The following is an 18,101-nucleotide window of genomic DNA, read 5'->3' as shown; positions in this document are numbered from 1 at the left end:
AATCTTATTAAGCTTTATCGTATAGAGAATATATTATAATTCTCACAATTATGTGATATTTTTGTGACATAAAACAAAATTAGGAGGAATTGATGCAGTCTAGTAACATGATTAACTACGACTATTCAGTTGCAAAGTGCTTTACAGTCGCTACCATAGCATTTGGTATTATTGGTATGACTGTAGGTGTACTTATAGCTTTTCAAATGGCTTTCCCAGAGTTAAGTAATTTAGCTGGAGAATTTGGTACATTTGGAAGGTTAAGACCTTTGCATACTGATGCAGTTGCATTTGGCTTTACTTTAAGTGGTATATTTGCTACTTGGTACTATGTTGGGCAAAGGGTACTTAAAGTATCTATGGCAGAGTCACCATTTTTAATGTTTTTAGGTAGACTTCATTTTTGGCTATACATATTGGTAGTCTTGAGTGTTGTTGTAAGTTTATTGCTTGGTATAACAACATCAAAAGAGTATGCTGAGTTTGAATGGCCAATTGACGTTGCAGTTGTAGTTGTATGGGTTATATGGGGTATGAGCATTTTTGGACTTATAGGAATAAGAAGAGAAAAAACTCTTTATATCTCTGTTTGGTATTATATAGCAACATTTTTGGGTGTTGCAATGCTTTATCTTTTCAACAACATGGAAGTACCAACATACTTTATAGCAGGAGTTGGTAAATGGTATCACTCTGTATCAATGTATGCAGGAACAAATGATGCTATGGTTCAATGGTGGTATGGACACAATGCGGTTGCATTTGTTTTTACTGTTCCTATCATTGCAATGATTTACTACTTTTTACCAAAAGAATCAGGACAACCAGTATTTTCATATAAACTTTCAATTTTAAGTTTCTGGGGACTTATGTTTGTTTATCTTTGGGCAGGTGGACACCACCTTCTTTATTCAACAGTTCCTGATTGGGTACAAACTATGGGATCAATCTTCTCAGTAGTTCTAATTCTTCCTTCATGGGGTAGTGCGATAAATATGCTACTTACTATGAAAGGTGAGTGGGGACAACTAAAAGAAAATCCACTAATTAAATTTTATGTACTGGCTTCAACATTCTATATGTTCTCAACGCTTGAAGGACCTATTCAAGCAATTAAATCAGTAAATGCTCTAGCACACTTTACAGACTGGATTCCAGGACACGTTCATGATGGAACACTAGGCTGGGTTGGATTTATGATTATAGCTGGATTGTTTCATATGGCTCCAAGAATGTTTAAAAGAGAGATTTACAGTAAAAAACTTATGGAATCACAATTTTGGATTCAAACAACTGGTATAGTTCTTTACTTTACAAGTATGTGGATTGCAGGTATTACTCAAGGTATGATGTGGAGAGCAACTGACCAATACGGTAACTTAGCTTACTCTTTTATAGATACAGTTACAGTACTTCATCCTTACTATACATTAAGAGCAATCGGTGGAACACTATACCTAATAGGGGTATTTATGTGGGCTTATAATATGTACAAAACAGCAACTGCAAGTAAAGCAATTGAGAAAGAACCTCAATATGCTTCACCTATGGCAGCGTAAAAGGAGGAGAGTAATATGTTTCATTGGTTAGAAAGAAATCCATTCTTTTTTGCGGTAGGTGTGTTTTTGGTTGTTGCTTATGCTGGTATAATCACAATTTTACCAGATTTTATGAATAGTGCTAGACCAGTAGTAGGCACAAAACCATACACAGTACTGCAATTAGCAGGACGTCATGTTTATATAAAAGATAGTTGTAATGCTTGTCACTCACAGCTTATTCGTCCATTTAAATCAGAAACTGATAGATATGGAATGTACAGCTTAAGTGGAGAGTATGCTTATGATAGACCGTTTTTATGGGGATCAAAAAGAACTGGTCCAGATTTACATAGAATTGGAAACTATAGAACAACAGATTGGCATGAACATCATATGCTAAATCCTGCTGAAATAGTTCCAGGTTCAATCATGCCTAAGTATCCTCATATGTTTAAAAACGCAGCAGATCTTGATACAGCTTATGCTGAGGCATTAACTGTAAAAGAAGTTTTCAACGTTCCTTATGATAAGCCAGATATGCCAAAACTTGGCTCTTTAGATGATGCTAAAAAATCAGCTCTAAAAGAGGCTCAAGCAATTGTTGCTGATATGAAGTCTCCAGAGGTAAAAGAGGCATTGAAAAAAGGTGAAATCAAAGAAATTGTTGCATTAATTGCATATTTAAATAGTTTAAAATAAAGGTATAGCGGTGGATATGGAAACAATTAGAGAGCTACAAGCTTATGGATATGCATTTGGTAGTGTAATTTTGGCAGTTATATTTTATTCTTATGCATATTATTTATATAGTTCGAAGAAAAAAGGTGGCACTGATTATGAAAAGTATGCCAATATAGCTCTTCATGATGATATAAGTGATTCTCTAGTTGAAGAAGTTGAGCCGTCAAATGCAAAAAAAGAGGAGCGATAAATGAATTGGCTGAATGATAATGTAAATATGCTAGCAATCTTGGGTGCTAGTGCTATTATTTTAATTACCGTTTTTGTTGTTGGTAAATATGTAAAACAGATGAAAAACGACAAAAGTACAGGTGAATTAGGAGAAGATAATTGGGATGGTATTGGCGAATATAAAAATGAATTGCCTATTGGATGGTCATTGGCATTCTTAGGAACAATTGTTTGGGGACTTTGGTATTTTCTTGCAGGATACCCACTCAATGGTTATTCACAAATAGGTCAGTACAATGAAGAGGTATCAAACTATAATACTAAGTTTGAAAGTAAATGGGCTAATCCAGATGATAAAACACTGTTAGGTATGGGTGAAGGTGTATTTTTAGTTCAATGTGCACCATGTCATGGAATTACTGGAGATGGTATCAATGGAAAAGCTCAAGATTTAACTTCTTGGGGAAGTGAAGAAGCTATAGTTCATACAATACTTAATGGTTCAAAAGGATTAAACTATCCACTAGGTGAAATGCCAGCTGGACTTTTAGATAAAGATAGTGCAAAAGCAGTAGCAGCTTTCGTAGTTGAAAAAATTGCTAAAACAGGTAAAAGTAAGAACCCAGATTTAGTAGCAACTGGTGAAGCTTTATGGGCAACTTGTGCTGCTTGTCATGGTGAAGATGGAAAAGGTATGGGCGGAAGCGCTCCATCTTTAGCAAACTATGGTAAACCTGAATTTATTGCTGATGTTTTAAATCGTGGTAAAAAAGGTATGATTGGTAAAATGCCAGCATTTAGTGATGGTCGTTTGACAGATGTTCAAAAACTTGCTGTTGGTAAGTACGTTAATTCACTTTCAGAATAAGGAAAAGATATGGAAAATACAAATAGAAATGTTTTTGGATTACACGGTATTACTGGCATGCTAATTGCTACAGTATTGTTGCTTTCTATCTTGGCTGGACTTACAATGTGGGGGATTTCAGCTCAACAAGTTGCTGCTGAAAAGCCATATAAGATTACAAATCCTAGTGCTATCAAAAAGATAGATAAAGAAAATGTTAAATATAAACAATAGGAAGATGATATGGATAAAATTATAACAATAGGTCTCATCATAATGGGAGTGGTTGCTGCTTGGGCGGTTTTGACTTCAAATCATCTGTTTGTAGGATAAGCTTTGAATAGCTCATTTTTAAAGCGTGGAGTTCTTATGCTCTGCGCTTTTTTTATAGCTACTAATCTCCAGGCTACTTATCTGTTAAATAGTGATGGTTTGCTAAATGAAAAAGTTTCTTTAAAAATTGAAGAAATGGGTAGTGAACTTTTTAGTAAAACTGGGGTTAGTGCTTATGCGTATGTTTCAAAAGATATTGGTGAAAATGACATAATTGATTTTGAGAAACAATTATCTTTAAAGTTAAAAGAGCCTTATGTTTTATTAACCCTAGCTGTAGAAAATCAAAAAGTAGATATTATTAGTTCAAAAGAAGTAGAAAGTCTTTATGATAAAGAAAGAACTTTAAGCCCATTTTCTTGGGATGGTACTATCATACCAATACTAGCAGATAGAAAAATGAAAGACAAGTACAATGTAGCAACACTAAATGGTTATGCAGACATTGTAGAACAAATTGCAAAATCTAAAGGGATTAAACTAAAAAGTGCCATAGGTAGCACAAATAGAAGCTTACTTCACTATTTAAGATATGGAGTGTATGGATTTTTAGTCTTTGTAATCTTGGGATATCTTTATCAAAGAAGGAAATTTAGAAATGAATAAAGCTAAAGAAAGAAACTATTGGCCTCACGGAATTGTGATGGTACTTTTGTTTATGGTCTTTGCATGTGTTATGGTTGTTAAAATTTCGATGGATAATCCAGTTCAAATGGATAGCTTTTATCTTGAAAAATATCAACAAGTAGATGAAAACATAAACGCTATCAAAGAAGCTCAAGTAAAATTTGAGAAAAATTATAACCTTATTTATAAAACTAATAAATTTAAAATAGGCTCAAACAATAGCTTTGAGATGAGCATAAAAGATATAAAAAGTGATAAATTAATTCAAAATGCTAACATTACATTGGTTGTAACAAGACCAGATGTAAATGACTACAACAAAGAGTTTAAACTAACTTCAGCAAAAAATGGAATATTTAAGTTTGATAATATTCAAGTTGAACTTCCAGGGCGCTGGCAAATTTTGACAAAGATAAAAATTGGAGACTTAAGTAGCTTTAACAAATATGAGGTTTATGCTACTAAATAATTTAATTTGATATAATACGAAAAACAAAAAAAGTGCAGGCCTAAGTTTAGGCAACATAACAATACTTTTTACTTCACACATAACTTCATAAGTATTTTATACCCACAAATGCACTTTCAAAAAGGATGACAATGAAAATTTTAAAGGCGTGTCTATTTGTATTTTTACTACTAAGTAGCTTAAATGCGACTGTGGATACAAAAGAGATAGTTGAACTTACGGGAAAAAAGGATGTAAGTATTTTAGATACTAGAAGTGAAGATGCCTACAATGGTTGGATTTTAAATGGTGAAAAAAGAAGAGGGCATATACCTTTTGCAAGACCATTTCCTAAAGAGTGGACGAAGATTTTAAAGGTAGATTCACCAATTGTTAAAAATCTAGCTTCTAAGAAAAAAGTTGTACTTTATGGAGCTAACAAGCAAGATACAAACGCTGTATATGAGTTTTTAAAAAAGGCTGGAGTAAATGTAGATATATATGATGCATTTATGTCAGAGTATTTAAATAATGATAAATTAAAGCTAGATTATTTAAAAAATTACAAACTTTTAGTTCCAGCGAGCTATGTGCAAGAAGCAATTAAAAGTAAAAAAGATATAAAAATTTTCGAGGCTAGTTGGGGAAAAGGTAAAGATTACAAAAAAGCACACATTCCAACAGCAGTTCATATAAATACAGACTTAGTTGAGAGTGGTCCTATTTGGAACTATAGAAGCAAAAAAGAATTACTTGATTTTGCTTTAAAATATAGCATATCAAAAGATACTAAAGTAATTCTTTATGGTCCTGATAATATGCCACCTAGTAGGGTTGCTATTATATTAAAAGCTATGGGTGTTGAAGATGTTAGACTTCTAAATGGTGGATTTAATGCTTGGAAATCGCAAGGTTATGAAATCCAAAAAGGTGAAGTAAAGTCAACCCCGATTAAAAGCTTTGGCGGAGAGTTTTTTAGTAAAGCTGATATAATCAAAAATAAACAAGAAGCTAGTGAGATAATAAAAAATCCAAATGCCCAATTAGTTAGTATTCGCTCACTTGATGAATGGTTGGGGAAAACTAGTGGTTACTCTTATATAAAACCAAAAGGTAATATAAAAGGTGCTATCTGGGGTAAAGCAGGTAGTGATGCTTATCATTTAGAAGATTACAGAAGCCCTACTGGAAAAATGAAAAATCAATATGATATAGAAAAAATGTGGAAAGAATTGGGAGTTGATCCTTCTAAGCACTTATCGTTTTACTGTGGAACAGGATGGAGGGCTGCTGAAGTTCAGTTTTATGCATATGCTATGGGGTATGATAATGTTTCAATGTATGATGGAGGCTGGCTAGAGTGGAGCTTGAATGATAAAAAGTAGAGTTATACTAAATATAATAAGCTTTTTAATACTTTTACTAGGGCTGATTTATATCGGCCTTAGTGATTACTATATGGGTTTTGAGCGAGATTTAGTTTATCGAGAAGATATTTTAGAAAATGAGTATCTAACTTACATAAATAACTTTTTTTTAGCTGTTTTTTGGTTTGTTATTTCTTTTTTTGCTATAAAAAATATATTTCAAAATTTTTCTTTATGTAAGCTTTTTAATCTTTTTATTTTTATCTTTCTTTTTGCAATTACTTTAATGTATAATTATAACATCCTCATAGAAACTATGCTATTTGTAGTTTTAAATCTGTTTGGATTGTTTAGAATTTTGATTTATATATTAGAAAAGAAGATAGTAAATGACACAAATATTTCCTACAAGTAGGTGTATAAGAGAGTATTATGCATCTTTTTTAGATACCAATACTTTAGTTCCAAAGGCTCTTAGTATTGCTGAATTTGAGCAAATGAGTATAGTTGTTCCAAATAGGGCAATGGTAGATGAAGATACTAGAATCTTGCTTTTAAAAGAGGCTTCAAAGTTTGAAAATTTCTCAAAGCTAAAAATAGAGAGAGATTTTTTAACATTTTTGAAAAATTCAAATTTTTTATTTCGTTTTTTTGATGAACTAAGCTTAAATGATGTAAGTATTGATGATTTAAATAGTGCTGATACATACGCAGAGTTCAGTGAACATCTTATGATTTTAGGCGAGTTACTTACAAACTACAAATCACTTTTAGATAGTAAAAAACTATATGATAGAATTAATTTAAATGAAGTATATGAACTAAATGAAGATTTTATCAATTCACATGATGGTTTTTTTCTACATGTAGAGGGTTTTTTAAATAGGTTTGAAATAGAGCTTTTTAAAAAAATTGCAAAATTAAAAGAGTTTAAAATAGAACTGAAAATTGATAATTTTAGTAAAAAACTGATTTCAATATTTAAAGATTTTGATTTGGAAGTTGGTTTTTCTTATGTTTTAAATTTAAGTAGTAAAAAAATTCAAAGTAAAACTTCGATAAAAAATCAAAAAACAAATGTTGATATAAAAAGCTTTTCTTCAAGATTACTTCAAGTTTCATATGTTGTAGAAAGTATTGCAAAATTTGTTAGTTTGGGTATAAAAGCTGAAGATGTTGTAGTAATTACTCCTGATGAGAGTTTTGCAAAAACATTAAAAGAGTTTGATAGATATAAAAACTTTAACTTTGCTATGGGAGAGAGTTTTAGCAATACTGATATATATAAAAAGATAAGTAGTGTTGATAAATTTTTACGCTCAAATGAGATTGAGGATTTGTATAGATTAAACAGATTGGGGATTGAAAAAAGCTTTATTGAAGAAATTTCTACTAAATGGCAACAAAAACTAGAAACGAGTGAAACCATAAATATTTTGCAAAACTTTTTAGAGGGTAAAAATGATATTTATGAAAGAGAGTTATACTCATTTAAAGCTCTTCTTGATAGGATTGAAAGGCTAGCACTGAAGGATGCTTTTAAACTTTTTTTAAATCGTTTAGCAAAACAAAGCATTGATGATACAAATGGTGGGAAAGTTACTGTTATGGGGCTTTTAGAGAGTAGGGGAATTAGCTATGATGGTGTGATTATAGTTGATTTTTCAGATGATTTTGTTCCGAAAAGAAGTTCAAAAGAGATGTTTTTAAACTCATCTTTGAAAAAATTAGTAGGACTTCCTAGCCTTGAAGATAGAGAAAATCTACAAAGATATTACTACAACAACCTTATAAAAAATGCAAAAGAGGTTGCTATCTCATTTGTTGTAAATGAGCAAAGTATGGGTTCTAGATTTTTAGATGAACTAGGTCTACATGTAAAAAAAGGAGTTGAAGAAAAATCATATGTTAAACTTCTTTTTAACTCTAGTAAAAAGAAGGGATTTAGTGAGACTGATTGGATAGAACACGAAAGCCAGATAAAAACACTATCAGCTTCAAAGTTAAAAACACTTCTCACATGTAAAAGAAAATACTATTTTAGATATATAAAGCAGTTAAAAGAGGCAAAGTTACCAACAAAAAACTTAAATCAAGCAGATATTGGAAATAAACTTCACGAAGCCTTGAAATTTGTCTTTAGAAGATTGAAATTTGTAAATGAAGAATTGATTTTTAAAGAGTTAAGAGAGTATTTTAATGATATTTGCAGTGATGTGACAGATAGGTATTTGGTTGATGTTTGGCTAGAAAAGTTGAAAAGTTTTGCAAAAAATGAAGCTAAAAGATATGAAGAAGGATACAGAGTTTTTGAACTTGAAAAACCTTTACATGTAGATTATGGTGGCTTCAAACTTGAAGGAACGATTGATAGGATTGATAAAAAAGATGGCAAGTTTAGTATCATCGATTATAAAAGTGGCAATATCCCACTTACTACATTGAAAAAATTAGATAAACACAGTGATTTTCAACTTGAGTTTTACTACCTTTTATCAAGAAGATATGGTGAGATTGAAGGACTTTATTATTATGATTTAAATAGTGGAGAATTAATACAAGAGAGTATTTTTGAAGATAAATTAAAAAAATTAGATGAAATCCTAGAGAGTTTAAAAAAACCACTAAATGGATATGAAAAATGCGAGGATTTATCTAATTGTAGATATTGTCCATATACAATGCTTTGTGGGAGAGACTCATGAGTAGTTTAAAACCATATTTAGCACTTGAAGCAAGTGCAGGGAGTGGAAAGACTTATGCGCTTTCTGTTAGATATATCGCACTTTTGTACTTAGGAGCAAAACCTTCAAATATCTTAACTCTAACTTTTACAAACAAAGCTGCAAGTGAGATGAAAAGTAGGATTTGTGAAGTTTTGATGAACTTAGAAAATAAAAATGAGTTAAAAGATATAGCTTTATTAGTTGGGGTATCCAAAGATGAGATACTAGCTAAAAAGCAAAATATATTGAAAAAATTTTTAAAAGATGATTTACTTATATCTACATTTGATTCTTTTTTTGCAAAAGTGCTTAGGAAGTTTTCATTTTATGCTGGATTGATGCCTGATTTTGGGATTGAAGATAAGCTAGTTGAAGAAAAAGTTTTAAAAAAGTTTTTATCACTTTGTATATTAAATAAACAGTATGAATCTTTAGTTAAATTTAGTGTAAACGAAGAAAAACAAGTTGGAGATATTTTTGCACTTTTAAATACTTTTTATAATAAAGAGTGTGAATTTCAGCCCGAAAGTTTGCAAAGTAGCTACAAAAACAATGAACAAAAGATACTAAAAATAGCAGATGAGTTAAAAAATATCATAATAAATGCAAAAGCAAGTAAAAGTGCAATCGCAATCTTTGATGTAAAAGATGTAAATACTCTCATAGCAAAATCAGTATTTGCAAAACTTAGTTTAAGTGAGCATAAATATTTTAAAAAGTATTTCACTCAAGAGATGGATGATAAATTTTTTGAGTTAAAAGATGAAATAGCAAGACATTTTAACTATAAAGAGAGTTATCTGCTAGGTAAGTTGGGTGAGCTTTTTCATACCTATAAACGAGCTATTGCTCAAACTAACAAAGAATTTTCTACGCTTAGCTTTGCTGATGTTACTAATGTTTTGTACAATTTGTTAAAAAATGAAATAAATAGAGATTTTTTATACTTTAGGCTTGATAGTAAGTGTGAGCATATTTTGGTAGACGAATTTCAAGATACAAATGTAATGCAGTATAAAATCCTTGAGCCACTCTTTGAAGAAGTAATCTCAGGAATTGGACAAGAAGAGTTTAAAACACTCTTTTTTGTGGGTGATGTTAAACAATCAATTTATAGATTTAGGGGTGGAGCAAAAGAGCTTTTTGGATATGCTAAAAAGCAATTTAATTTGCAAAAAGACACACTAGATACAAACTATAGAAGCTCAAAAAATGTTGTAGAGTTTGTAAATAAAACATTTATAGATAAGATTAAAGGCTATGAAAAACAAAAAGTATCAAGCACTAAAGTGGGCTTTGTAGAAGTTGATTTTTCAGAAGATTTAGTTGAACTTGCCACTAAAAAGCTAGAAGTTTTATTTGAAAATGGAGCAAATCCAAAAGATATAGCTTTGCTAACTCATCAAAACAAAGATGCTAAAGAGTTAAAAGATATCTTATCTGCAAAATTTGAGGGCATTACTTTTCAAAATGATGCTAGTATAAAGCTCATAGAAGTTCCTATGGTAAAAGCTGTCATAGAGTTTTTAAAATTTGCATACTTTGGAGATAATCTTTACAAAAGCAACTTTTTAGCTCTAATCGGCAAGCAAATTGATGAAAATCTTGATACTTCTTGGGTTGATTTTAGTCAAACTCCAATGCAAATTATAAAAAAAGTTATTGAAAAATATGAGCTTTTTAGTGATGATATTGATTTGATACGACTGCTTGAGGTTAGTAGTTCATATGCAGATATAGAGAGTTTTTTATTTGAGAGTGAGAGAATTAGTACTGAAGCAAATGCGCAGGACAATAGTGGAGTAAAAATCCTAACAATCCACAAATCAAAAGGTTTAGAATTTCCACATGTTATTGTTGTAGATAGATTTGGAGCTAAGAATAATAGGGGTAAACCACTAATTTTTGAGTATGATGGTATAGATTTAAAAGGTATTTACAAAAGAGTTAAAAATAGAGAGTGTTTTGATACAAGTTATAAAAGAGCAAAAGAAAAAGAGCAAATTTTAGAGTATGAAGACACATTGAATTTGCACTATGTTGCTTTTAGTAGAGCAAAAGATAGCTTGATGATTTGTTCAAAAAAAGAAAATAGTGCATTTGAGTATCTAACTCTTACAAAAGAGACATTTGGAAAGATTGAAATCAACGAAGAAAAAGAAGATAAAAAAGATTTACATGTAGTAAGCCATATACCAAGTCATTATGGTAAGCAAGAAGTTAAAATAACAAGCGAAAATGAAGAAGATATTGACTTTTTTGCCATAGATTTTGGACTTGCAATGCACTATTGTTTAGAATTGATGAATAACTTTGATGAGCAATCTTTACAAATTGCATATAGTGCAATGTGCAATAGATATTCAAAAATACTAGATGAAAACTCTTTGAAAAACATATACAAAAGAGTTCAAAGACTCATAAACCATAAGCCATTTTTAGAACTAATCGAGGGTAAAAAACTATACAAAGAACAACCTCTAATCTTCGAAGGAGAGAGAAAACAGATAGACTTACTTTGCGAAAGTGAAGATGAAATCACAATCATAGACTATAAAAGCTCTTTACATGTAGATGATTCACACTTAGCTCAAGTAAGATTATATAAAAAGGCTTTAAGAAGTATTAGTAATAAAAGAGTAAATGCTTACTTGATTTATGTAAGAGATAATGAAATAAAAATAGAATCAGTATAAAATTCTTAGAAAATACTTAATTTCAGCTATTTATAAGGTTTATTCCACTACAATCTCACTTCAAAATAAATTTAAGCAAAGGGTCTTAAGATGAAAGCTACAAGAGCTATTAAGCCTCATGAAGTACAGCGTGATTGGATCGTTGTTGATGCAGCTGGTAAGAGATTTGGACGTGTTCTTACTGAGATTGCTACACTTTTAAGAGGAAAACATAAACCTTGCTTTACTCCAAATGTTGATTGCGGTGACTTTGTTGTTGTAATCAATGCTGAAAAAGTAGAGTTTAGTGGAAATAAGTTAGAAACTAAAAAATATCATAGACATAGTGGATATTTCGGTGGTGTAAAAACTGATAAGTTAGCAGATTTATTAGAGAACAACCCAGCTAAACTATATAGATTAGCTGTTCGTGGTATGCTTCCTAAAACAAATCTTGCAAAAGAGATGATTAAAAAACTAAAAGTATATGCAGGTAGTGAACATCCGCATTCTGCTCAAGTTAGCAAGTCAGAAGGAAAATAGATATGGCAAAAGTATATGCAACTGGAAAAAGAAAAACTGCGATTGCTAAAGTATGGGTAGCTCCAGGAAGCGGTAACATAATCGTAAATGGACTAGATTTAGATACATGGTTAGGTGGTCACGAAACAATCAAGAAAAGAGTTCGCCAACCATTAGCTGTAACTAAGCAAGAAGGTAACTTTGATATAAAAGCTACAACTCTTGGTGGTGGGTATTCAGCACAGGCTGATGCACTTCGTCATGGTATTTCTAAAGCTTTAGCATCAATGGATGCTGAGTTTAGAGCTGAACTTAAACCACACGGACTTCTTACAAGAGACTCAAGAAGCGTTGAGCGTAAGAAATATGGTAGAAAGAAAGCAAGAAAATCTCCACAATTTAGTAAACGTTAATCGTTTGATAAAAAAAGAAGCCCTATTAGTGGGCTTCTGCTTCTCATTATGAAAATCCTTATAAGTTCATGCCTACTTGGGAACAATGTAAAATATGATGGCAATAATAATTCAATTTTAGATAATCTTTTTATTCAAAAACTACAAAAACTAGATATGTTAATTCCTGTATGTCCTGAAGTTGATGGTGGACTTAGTACTCCTAGAGTTCCAGTAGAAATCAAAGATGGATTGGCAATTAACAAAAATGGCGAAGATAAAACGCTGTTTTTTCAAAAAGGTGCGAAAAAGGCACTAGATATTGCTAAAAAGTATAATGTAAAATATGCAATACTAAAAGCTAAAAGTCCATCTTGTGGAAGTGGATTGATATATGATGGTAGTTTTAGTAAAAAATTGATAAATGGTGATGGAATTGCTGCTAAAATACTTAAAGATACTAAGGTAGCAATTTTTACTGAGAATGAATTAGAAAAATTAGAAAAAATTTTGTTTAAATAGGATATTTTTAGTCTCATTTACTTTTTGTTTAAAAAAAGTTAAAAAACCATTTAGTAATTACTTGTATACTTTCATTACCAAGACAAAAACCTCCTTTTTGTAGATAGAACTTATAAATTTTTAAAATCAAGCATCCTAGTTGCCCGCCTAGGATGCTTTTTTTTTGCCCGATTTTTCTATATAATGCTGACATGAAAAAAATTATAACAATTACACTAATCTTATCAGTTTATCTTTTTAGCGCAACTTTGCACTTAGCAATTTCAGCAAGTCCAGCTAGGCTAAATCCTATACTCTCTACTGATTCAATAAGTTCTGAAATTTCGCAATGGATTTTTAACTCTCTCATTACTTATGATAAAGATGGAAATATAAAGCCAGAATTGGCAAAAAGTTACAGATTTATCGATGATACTACTTTGGAGTTTGTTTTAAGAGATGATGTTTACTGGAGTGATGGAGTTAAATTTAGCGCAAAGGATGTACTTTTTACTTATAATACTATCATATCTCCAAAAATATATACTCCATACTCTTCTAGTTTTGTTCATATAAAATCTGTAAAAATTGATAAAAACAGAGTTATAGTAAAGTATAAGTATCCGTATTTTAAGGCACTTGAGACTTGGATGATGCAGATTTTGCCTGAACATATTTTGAAAAAAGAAAAAGATTTAATGACTTCAAAGTTTAATCAATCTCCAATTGGTACTGGTTCATATACTATTAAAAAGTTTTCTCCATCAAGTGATATAACCTTGTATGCTAATAAAAACTATTTCATTCATGAACCAAAGATTAGCAAGATTATTTATCATTTTGTACCTGATAGTAGTTCAAGATTTTTAATGTTAAAATCAGGTAAATTAGATGTTGGAAACTTAACACCACTGCAACTTGAAAGACAAATTGATGAAGATTTTAAAAGTAAATTTAATATTTATGAAGATTTAGCGCACTCATATAGTTATTTGGGATTTAATTTAAAAAATAAAAAATTTAAAGATATAAGGGTAAGAAAAGCTCTTAGCTATGCAATCAACAGAGATGAATTGGTAAAGATATTATATTTTGGACATGGAAGGGTGTGTAATGGTCCTTTTATGCCAAAAACAGGTGCTTTTAACCCAAATGTAAAATCTCCAAAACAAGATATTTCTAAGGCTATAAAGCTACTTAAAGAAGCTGGGTATGATAAAAATAATCCTTTCGAGTTTACACTAACTACAAGTGCTGGAAGTTCAGGTAGTTACATAGCTCAAATAATTCAACATCAATTAAAAAAAGTTGGTGTAAAGATGAAGTTAAGAGTTATGGAGTGGCAAGCTTTTTTAAATACTGTGATACTTCCAAAAAAATTTGAAGCTGTTTTGATGGGCTGGTCTCTTGGTCTAAAACCAGATGCTTATAGCATTTGGCACAGTGAATCGCAAAGAAAGGGTGGATTTAATTTCATAGGTTATGAAAATAAAGAGGTAGATAGACTTATTAAAAAAGCAGAAAAAACAGTAAATCAAAATGAGTTTGATAAAATATATCAAAAAATTTTTAAATTAATAGCAGATGATGTACCTTATCTCTTCTTAGTAATTCCAAACTCTATAACTGTTGTCAATAAAAAAATTACTCCAGTTAGCCCTTCTATTATCGGAGTTATGCACAATAGTATCGATTGGATAAAAGCTCCTTAACTAGCTAAGTATAAATAAAAATGATAATTAATATGTTTGTATTGTAAATTTTAAATTAAATTATGTTAGAATGATATAATCATACCCTTTTAAGGAAAAATTATGAAAAAAATAGTTCTCTTGTTATTTATATCTTTTTGTTTAAGTTATGCAGGAGTTACAATTAAAAGTGTTGAAGGTGCGACAAATTCTGGTATAACAGAAGGAAGTTTAATCCCGGATAAGGATCGTCCAAAAGGTTTTATCATAAGACATGTAAAAGATGATGTTGACCAAGATGGTGTCAAAGATGTTAATGATGAGTGTCCTGATACACCTGATGGAAAAGTGGTTGATCCAAATGGGTGTACGAAAGTCATAGTTTTAAAAGTAAATTTTGATTTTGACAAGTATGATATAAAAGATGAATTTAAAGATGAAATTAAAGAAGCTGTTATGATACTTAAAAAAAATCAATCATATAAAGCAGTGATTGAAGGTCATACTGACTCAGTAGGAACAAATGAGTATAACTATGTGTTATCAGAGTTAAGAGCGAAAAAAGTAGCTTTAGCAATCAATGAATTTGGCATTGATAAGAGTAGGCTTATGACTAAAGGATATGGAGAGACTGTTCCAATTGCTTCAAATGAAACTAAAAAGGGAAGAGCTCAAAATAGAAGAGTTGAAATAAGTTTTAATAAAAAATAAGGAGAAAAAATGAAAAAAACAATTGTTGCATTATTGACATGTATGTCATTGGCATTTGGTGCGCAAGGGGATTATAAGTCTGAGCTAACTGTAAATGTAGGTGGGGTTAAACCTGAAGGGAACTTGGATTTAGAAGATAAACTAAATCTTGGTCTTAGATTTGGAACATATGTTGAAGATAAATTCTTTGATATTGTTGAAGTTGGTTTTGATAGAGCTAGTAAAGTTAAGTATGATTTGATTAATCAAAAAACAGATATAAATCGTTTTTATGTTAACTTGATAAAAGAGTATGATTTGACAAAAGATACTGCTCTTTATGGATTAGCTGGAATTGGTTATGAAAATTACAGAAATCCTCAGCTTGATAATGATGACGATGGATTCTTCAATTATGGTGTAGGAATAAAACATTGGATAACCGATCAATTTGCTCTAAAAGCAGAAGCAAGACATGCTATAAACTTCAGTAGAGACAATAATCTTTTATATTCAATAGGATTTGTGATTCCATTTGGTAAAAGAGCACAAGAAGTAGAAGAAGAACCAGCACCAGTTGTAAAACCAGTTCCTGCTCCTGTTATGAAAAAACCAGTTAAAGCCATGGTTGAATTAGATAGTGATAAAGATGGCGTTTTAGACAAAGATGATGTATGCCCACAAAGTCCAATGGGGGTAGAAGTAAAAGCAAATGGGTGCGAAAAAGATGATGATAATGATGGTGTTGTAAATAGTATGGATAAATGTCCTACAACTCCGGCAGGAAAAGTAGTAGGTGAAAATGGATGTATGAAAATAGTTCGTCTACATGTAAACTTTGATACAAATAAAGCAGAAATATCTCAAATGTATATGTCTAAAATCAAAGAAGTTGCAGAGTTTTTAGCAGATAATAAAGATTATAAGGTTGTACTAGAAGGTCATACTGACTCAAGAGGATCTCAAAAGTATAATCAAATGCTATCAGAAAAAAGAGCAAATAGTGTTAAACAGGCTCTTGTAAGTTTAGGAGTTGATGCTAGTAGAATAAGTGCAGTTGGTTATGGTGAGACTAAACCAATCGCTTCAAATAAAACCAAAGAAGGCATGGCTCAAAATAGAAGAGTTGATGCAAGTTTTGAAGAATAACAAAGGATAATTTTTTGGATTTTAATTTAGATACAATAATCTCATATATATCTATATATGGATTAAAAGTAATTGGCTCAATTCTTATATATGTAATAGGTAAGAGAGTTGTTTCAATCCTTAGTAATTTGATTTTAAAAATGATGAGAAAATCAAATATGGATGAAACTCTTAGTAAGTTTCTTTACAATATCATATATGCAATGCTATTTGTTGTAGTTGTATTAGCAGCACTTAGCAATTTAGGAGTAAATACTACATCTTTTGTTGCAATTTTGGGTGCAGCTGGACTTGCAGTTGGGCTGGCATTTAAAGATACCTTTGCAAACATTGGAGCAGGTGTTTTAATAATCTTTTTTAGACCATTTAAAATTGGAGACTTTGTACAAGTTTCAGGTGAGAGTGGTGTTGTTGAAGAGATTAATTTATTTAGCGTTATGATGAAAACAGGGGATAATAAACAAATTATTATCCCAAATTCATCTGTAATTGGTGGCAATATAACAAATTTTTCAGCAAAAGATACAAGAAGAGTTGATTTTGTATTTGGCATTGGGTATGAAGATGATTTAAAGCTTGCTAAATCTACACTCAAAGAGATAATCGATTCTGATGAAAGAGTTTTAAAAGAACCAGCTTCATTGGTTGCTGTTAGTGAATTAGCTGATAGTAGTGTAAACTTTGTAGTTAGAGCTTGGGTTAAGAGTGAGGATTACTGGGGAGTGTATTTTGATACCTTAGAAAAAGTTAAATTAACTTTTGATGAGAAAAATATCTCTATTCCTTATCCACAGATGGACATTCACACAGATAAATAATATATTAAAAGAGGAGTAGAAGCCTCCTCTTTTTCTTTTTAAATGAAAATAAAGGTAATGTTTGAAAACTATACTTTTTGATTTAGATGGAACATTGATAGATTCTACAACAGCTATAGTAGATAGTTTTAAAGTTGTTTATCAAAGGTTTAATGAAAATGTTCCAAATGAAGATGATATTAAACCACTCATAGGTTATCCCCTTGATGTTATGTTTGATAAACTAGGTATAAGTGGGAAGAATGTTTGGGATTATGTTGATGCTTATAAAGAGCATTATAGGGTAATTTCAAAAGACAATACTACTTTACTACCTCTCGCAAAAGAGGCTATAAAAGAGGCTTCAAGCTTTGCTAGATTAGGGATTGTGACTACTAAAACCGCTAGGTATTCACAAGAGCTTTTAGAGTATATGGGGATTATGGATTATTTTGAAACTCTTATTGGCAGAGAACATGTAAAGTTTCCAAAACCTCACGCCGAACCTATTTTAAAAGCTGTAGATAAACTTAGTGCGGATATTTTATCTACATGGATGATAGGAGATACTATCTTAGATTTGCAATCTTCTAAAAATGCTAATGTTAATGCAATAGCAGTAAAATGTGGCTATGGAGAAGAAAAAGAGTTACGAAAATACACAAATTATGTATTTGAAAGTACATATGAGGCAATAAAACTTATAAAAAACTTGTAAAGTGTTATATTTTTTTCATATCTTTAAAGTAATATTAAAGCTATAATTTTCGAGTGTTTCAATTTTGTTTAAAGTTGATTTAAGTGATACATTGTTCTGTCGCTATTTATAAGTTATTAAGATAACGAAAAGTACAATAAACTCAAACACGAAAAAAAGTGATAA

19 protein-coding genes are annotated in these 18,101 nt (G+C 30.8%); all 19 read left to right on the top strand.

Features of this window, described 5'->3' with window-relative positions:
- Nucleotides 1-92: 92 nt before the first annotated feature.
- The 19 genes from ccoN to ACKGJI_RS09955 all read left to right on the top strand — a co-directional run bounded on the left by ccoN (nt 93) and on the right by ACKGJI_RS09955 (nt 17,936).
- Nucleotides 93-1,559 carry a cytochrome-c oxidase, cbb3-type subunit I gene (gene ccoN, locus ACKGJI_RS10045; protein ID WP_458700159.1) on the top strand — a complete coding sequence of 489 codons (1,467 nt, stop codon included), beginning with the start codon at nt 93-95 and terminating at the stop codon, nt 1,557-1,559.
- A 15-nt stretch (nt 1,560-1,574) separates the two neighbouring features.
- Nucleotides 1,575-2,240: a cytochrome-c oxidase, cbb3-type subunit II gene (gene ccoO, locus ACKGJI_RS10040; RefSeq protein ID WP_458700158.1), complete on the top strand. Its 666-nt coding sequence runs from the start codon at nt 1,575-1,577 to the stop codon at nt 2,238-2,240.
- A gap of 16 nt (nt 2,241-2,256) precedes the next feature.
- Nucleotides 2,257-2,472, top strand: a complete 216-nt coding sequence (locus ACKGJI_RS10035; protein WP_458700157.1) for a cytochrome c oxidase, cbb3-type, CcoQ subunit — start codon at nt 2,257-2,259, stop codon at nt 2,470-2,472.
- Nucleotides 2,473-3,321, top strand: a complete 849-nt coding sequence (locus ACKGJI_RS10030; protein WP_458700156.1) for a c-type cytochrome — start codon at nt 2,473-2,475, stop codon at nt 3,319-3,321.
- A gap of 9 nt (nt 3,322-3,330) precedes the next feature.
- On the top strand, nt 3,331-3,534 hold the full coding sequence (locus ACKGJI_RS10025) for a DUF4006 family protein (protein ID WP_458700154.1): 204 nt from the start codon (nt 3,331-3,333) through the stop codon (nt 3,532-3,534).
- Between the two features lie 102 nt (nt 3,535-3,636).
- Nucleotides 3,637-4,239 carry a TPM domain-containing protein gene (locus tag ACKGJI_RS10020; protein WP_458700153.1) on the top strand — a complete coding sequence of 201 codons (603 nt, stop codon included), beginning with the start codon at nt 3,637-3,639 and terminating at the stop codon, nt 4,237-4,239.
- Nucleotides 4,232-4,729 carry a FixH family protein gene (locus ACKGJI_RS10015; RefSeq protein ID WP_458700152.1) on the top strand — a complete coding sequence of 166 codons (498 nt, stop codon included), beginning with the start codon at nt 4,232-4,234 and terminating at the stop codon, nt 4,727-4,729. Before ACKGJI_RS10020 ends, ACKGJI_RS10015 begins: the two co-directional genes overlap by 8 nt.
- A gap of 131 nt (nt 4,730-4,860) precedes the next feature.
- A complete protein-coding gene (locus tag ACKGJI_RS10010; protein ID WP_458700151.1) occupies nt 4,861-6,093 on the top strand; it encodes a rhodanese-like domain-containing protein in 1,233 nt (410 codons plus the stop codon).
- Nucleotides 6,080-6,490 (top strand): hypothetical protein, encoded by a 411-nt coding sequence (locus ACKGJI_RS10005; RefSeq protein ID WP_458700150.1) that lies wholly within the window; start codon nt 6,080-6,082, stop codon nt 6,488-6,490. Before ACKGJI_RS10010 ends, ACKGJI_RS10005 begins: the two co-directional genes overlap by 14 nt.
- Nucleotides 6,465-8,780: a PD-(D/E)XK nuclease family protein gene (locus tag ACKGJI_RS10000; protein WP_458700149.1), complete on the top strand. Its 2,316-nt coding sequence runs from the start codon at nt 6,465-6,467 to the stop codon at nt 8,778-8,780. The genes ACKGJI_RS10005 and ACKGJI_RS10000 overlap by 26 nt, the downstream gene beginning before the upstream one ends.
- On the top strand, nt 8,777-11,497 hold the full coding sequence (locus tag ACKGJI_RS09995; RefSeq protein ID WP_458700148.1) for a RecB-like helicase: 2,721 nt from the start codon (nt 8,777-8,779) through the stop codon (nt 11,495-11,497). Before ACKGJI_RS10000 ends, ACKGJI_RS09995 begins: the two co-directional genes overlap by 4 nt.
- Before the next feature lie 90 nt (nt 11,498-11,587).
- The gene (gene rplM / locus ACKGJI_RS09990; RefSeq protein WP_458700147.1) at nt 11,588-12,019 is read left to right on the top strand and encodes a 50S ribosomal protein L13; all 432 of its coding nucleotides are present in this window, start codon (nt 11,588-11,590) and stop codon (nt 12,017-12,019) included.
- Between the two features lie 2 nt (nt 12,020-12,021).
- Nucleotides 12,022-12,411 carry a 30S ribosomal protein S9 gene (gene rpsI, locus ACKGJI_RS09985; RefSeq protein ID WP_458700146.1) on the top strand — a complete coding sequence of 130 codons (390 nt, stop codon included), beginning with the start codon at nt 12,022-12,024 and terminating at the stop codon, nt 12,409-12,411.
- Nucleotides 12,412-12,459: 48 nt separating this feature from the next.
- Entirely contained in the window at nt 12,460-12,912 is a 453-nt protein-coding gene (locus ACKGJI_RS09980; RefSeq protein WP_458700145.1) for a 2-thiouracil desulfurase family protein, read from the top strand.
- A gap of 191 nt (nt 12,913-13,103) precedes the next feature.
- Nucleotides 13,104-14,603 (top strand): peptide-binding protein, encoded by a 1,500-nt coding sequence (locus ACKGJI_RS09975; protein ID WP_458700144.1) that lies wholly within the window; start codon nt 13,104-13,106, stop codon nt 14,601-14,603.
- Nucleotides 14,604-14,705: 102 nt separating this feature from the next.
- The gene (locus ACKGJI_RS09970; protein WP_458700143.1) at nt 14,706-15,293 is read left to right on the top strand and encodes an OmpA family protein; all 588 of its coding nucleotides are present in this window, start codon (nt 14,706-14,708) and stop codon (nt 15,291-15,293) included.
- Nucleotides 15,294-15,302: 9 nt separating this feature from the next.
- Entirely contained in the window at nt 15,303-16,421 is a 1,119-nt protein-coding gene (locus ACKGJI_RS09965; RefSeq protein ID WP_458700142.1) for an OmpA family protein, read from the top strand.
- Nucleotides 16,422-16,435: 14 nt separating this feature from the next.
- Nucleotides 16,436-17,239 (top strand): mechanosensitive ion channel family protein, encoded by an 804-nt coding sequence (locus ACKGJI_RS09960; RefSeq protein ID WP_458700141.1) that lies wholly within the window; start codon nt 16,436-16,438, stop codon nt 17,237-17,239.
- A gap of 61 nt (nt 17,240-17,300) precedes the next feature.
- Nucleotides 17,301-17,936 carry an HAD family hydrolase gene (locus ACKGJI_RS09955; RefSeq protein WP_458700140.1) on the top strand — a complete coding sequence of 212 codons (636 nt, stop codon included), beginning with the start codon at nt 17,301-17,303 and terminating at the stop codon, nt 17,934-17,936.
- The last annotated feature ends 165 nt before the right edge of the window (nt 17,937-18,101 follow it).

This window comes from Sulfurospirillum sp. 1307 (genome assembly GCF_054408545.1).
This window is presented reverse-complemented; position numbering and strand designations above follow the sequence as displayed.

Coding starts and splice junctions, on each gene's coding strand:
- ccoN (WP_458700159.1), top strand. CDS start 93: ATGCAGTCTAGTAACATGATTAACTACGACTATTCAGTTGCAAAGTGC.
- ccoO (WP_458700158.1), top strand. CDS start 1,575: ATGTTTCATTGGTTAGAAAGAAATCCATTCTTTTTTGCGGTAGGTGTG.
- ACKGJI_RS10035 (WP_458700157.1), top strand. CDS start 2,257: ATGGAAACAATTAGAGAGCTACAAGCTTATGGATATGCATTTGGTAGT.
- ACKGJI_RS10030 (WP_458700156.1), top strand. CDS start 2,473: ATGAATTGGCTGAATGATAATGTAAATATGCTAGCAATCTTGGGTGCT.
- ACKGJI_RS10025 (WP_458700154.1), top strand. CDS start 3,331: ATGGAAAATACAAATAGAAATGTTTTTGGATTACACGGTATTACTGGC.
- ACKGJI_RS10015 (WP_458700152.1), top strand. CDS start 4,232: ATGAATAAAGCTAAAGAAAGAAACTATTGGCCTCACGGAATTGTGATG.
- ACKGJI_RS10010 (WP_458700151.1), top strand. CDS start 4,861: ATGAAAATTTTAAAGGCGTGTCTATTTGTATTTTTACTACTAAGTAGC.
- ACKGJI_RS10005 (WP_458700150.1), top strand. CDS start 6,080: ATGATAAAAAGTAGAGTTATACTAAATATAATAAGCTTTTTAATACTT.
- ACKGJI_RS10000 (WP_458700149.1), top strand. CDS start 6,465: ATGACACAAATATTTCCTACAAGTAGGTGTATAAGAGAGTATTATGCA.
- ACKGJI_RS09995 (WP_458700148.1), top strand. CDS start 8,777: ATGAGTAGTTTAAAACCATATTTAGCACTTGAAGCAAGTGCAGGGAGT.
- rplM (WP_458700147.1), top strand. CDS start 11,588: ATGAAAGCTACAAGAGCTATTAAGCCTCATGAAGTACAGCGTGATTGG.
- rpsI (WP_458700146.1), top strand. CDS start 12,022: ATGGCAAAAGTATATGCAACTGGAAAAAGAAAAACTGCGATTGCTAAA.
- ACKGJI_RS09980 (WP_458700145.1), top strand. CDS start 12,460: ATGAAAATCCTTATAAGTTCATGCCTACTTGGGAACAATGTAAAATAT.
- ACKGJI_RS09975 (WP_458700144.1), top strand. CDS start 13,104: ATGAAAAAAATTATAACAATTACACTAATCTTATCAGTTTATCTTTTT.
- ACKGJI_RS09970 (WP_458700143.1), top strand. CDS start 14,706: ATGAAAAAAATAGTTCTCTTGTTATTTATATCTTTTTGTTTAAGTTAT.
- ACKGJI_RS09965 (WP_458700142.1), top strand. CDS start 15,303: ATGAAAAAAACAATTGTTGCATTATTGACATGTATGTCATTGGCATTT.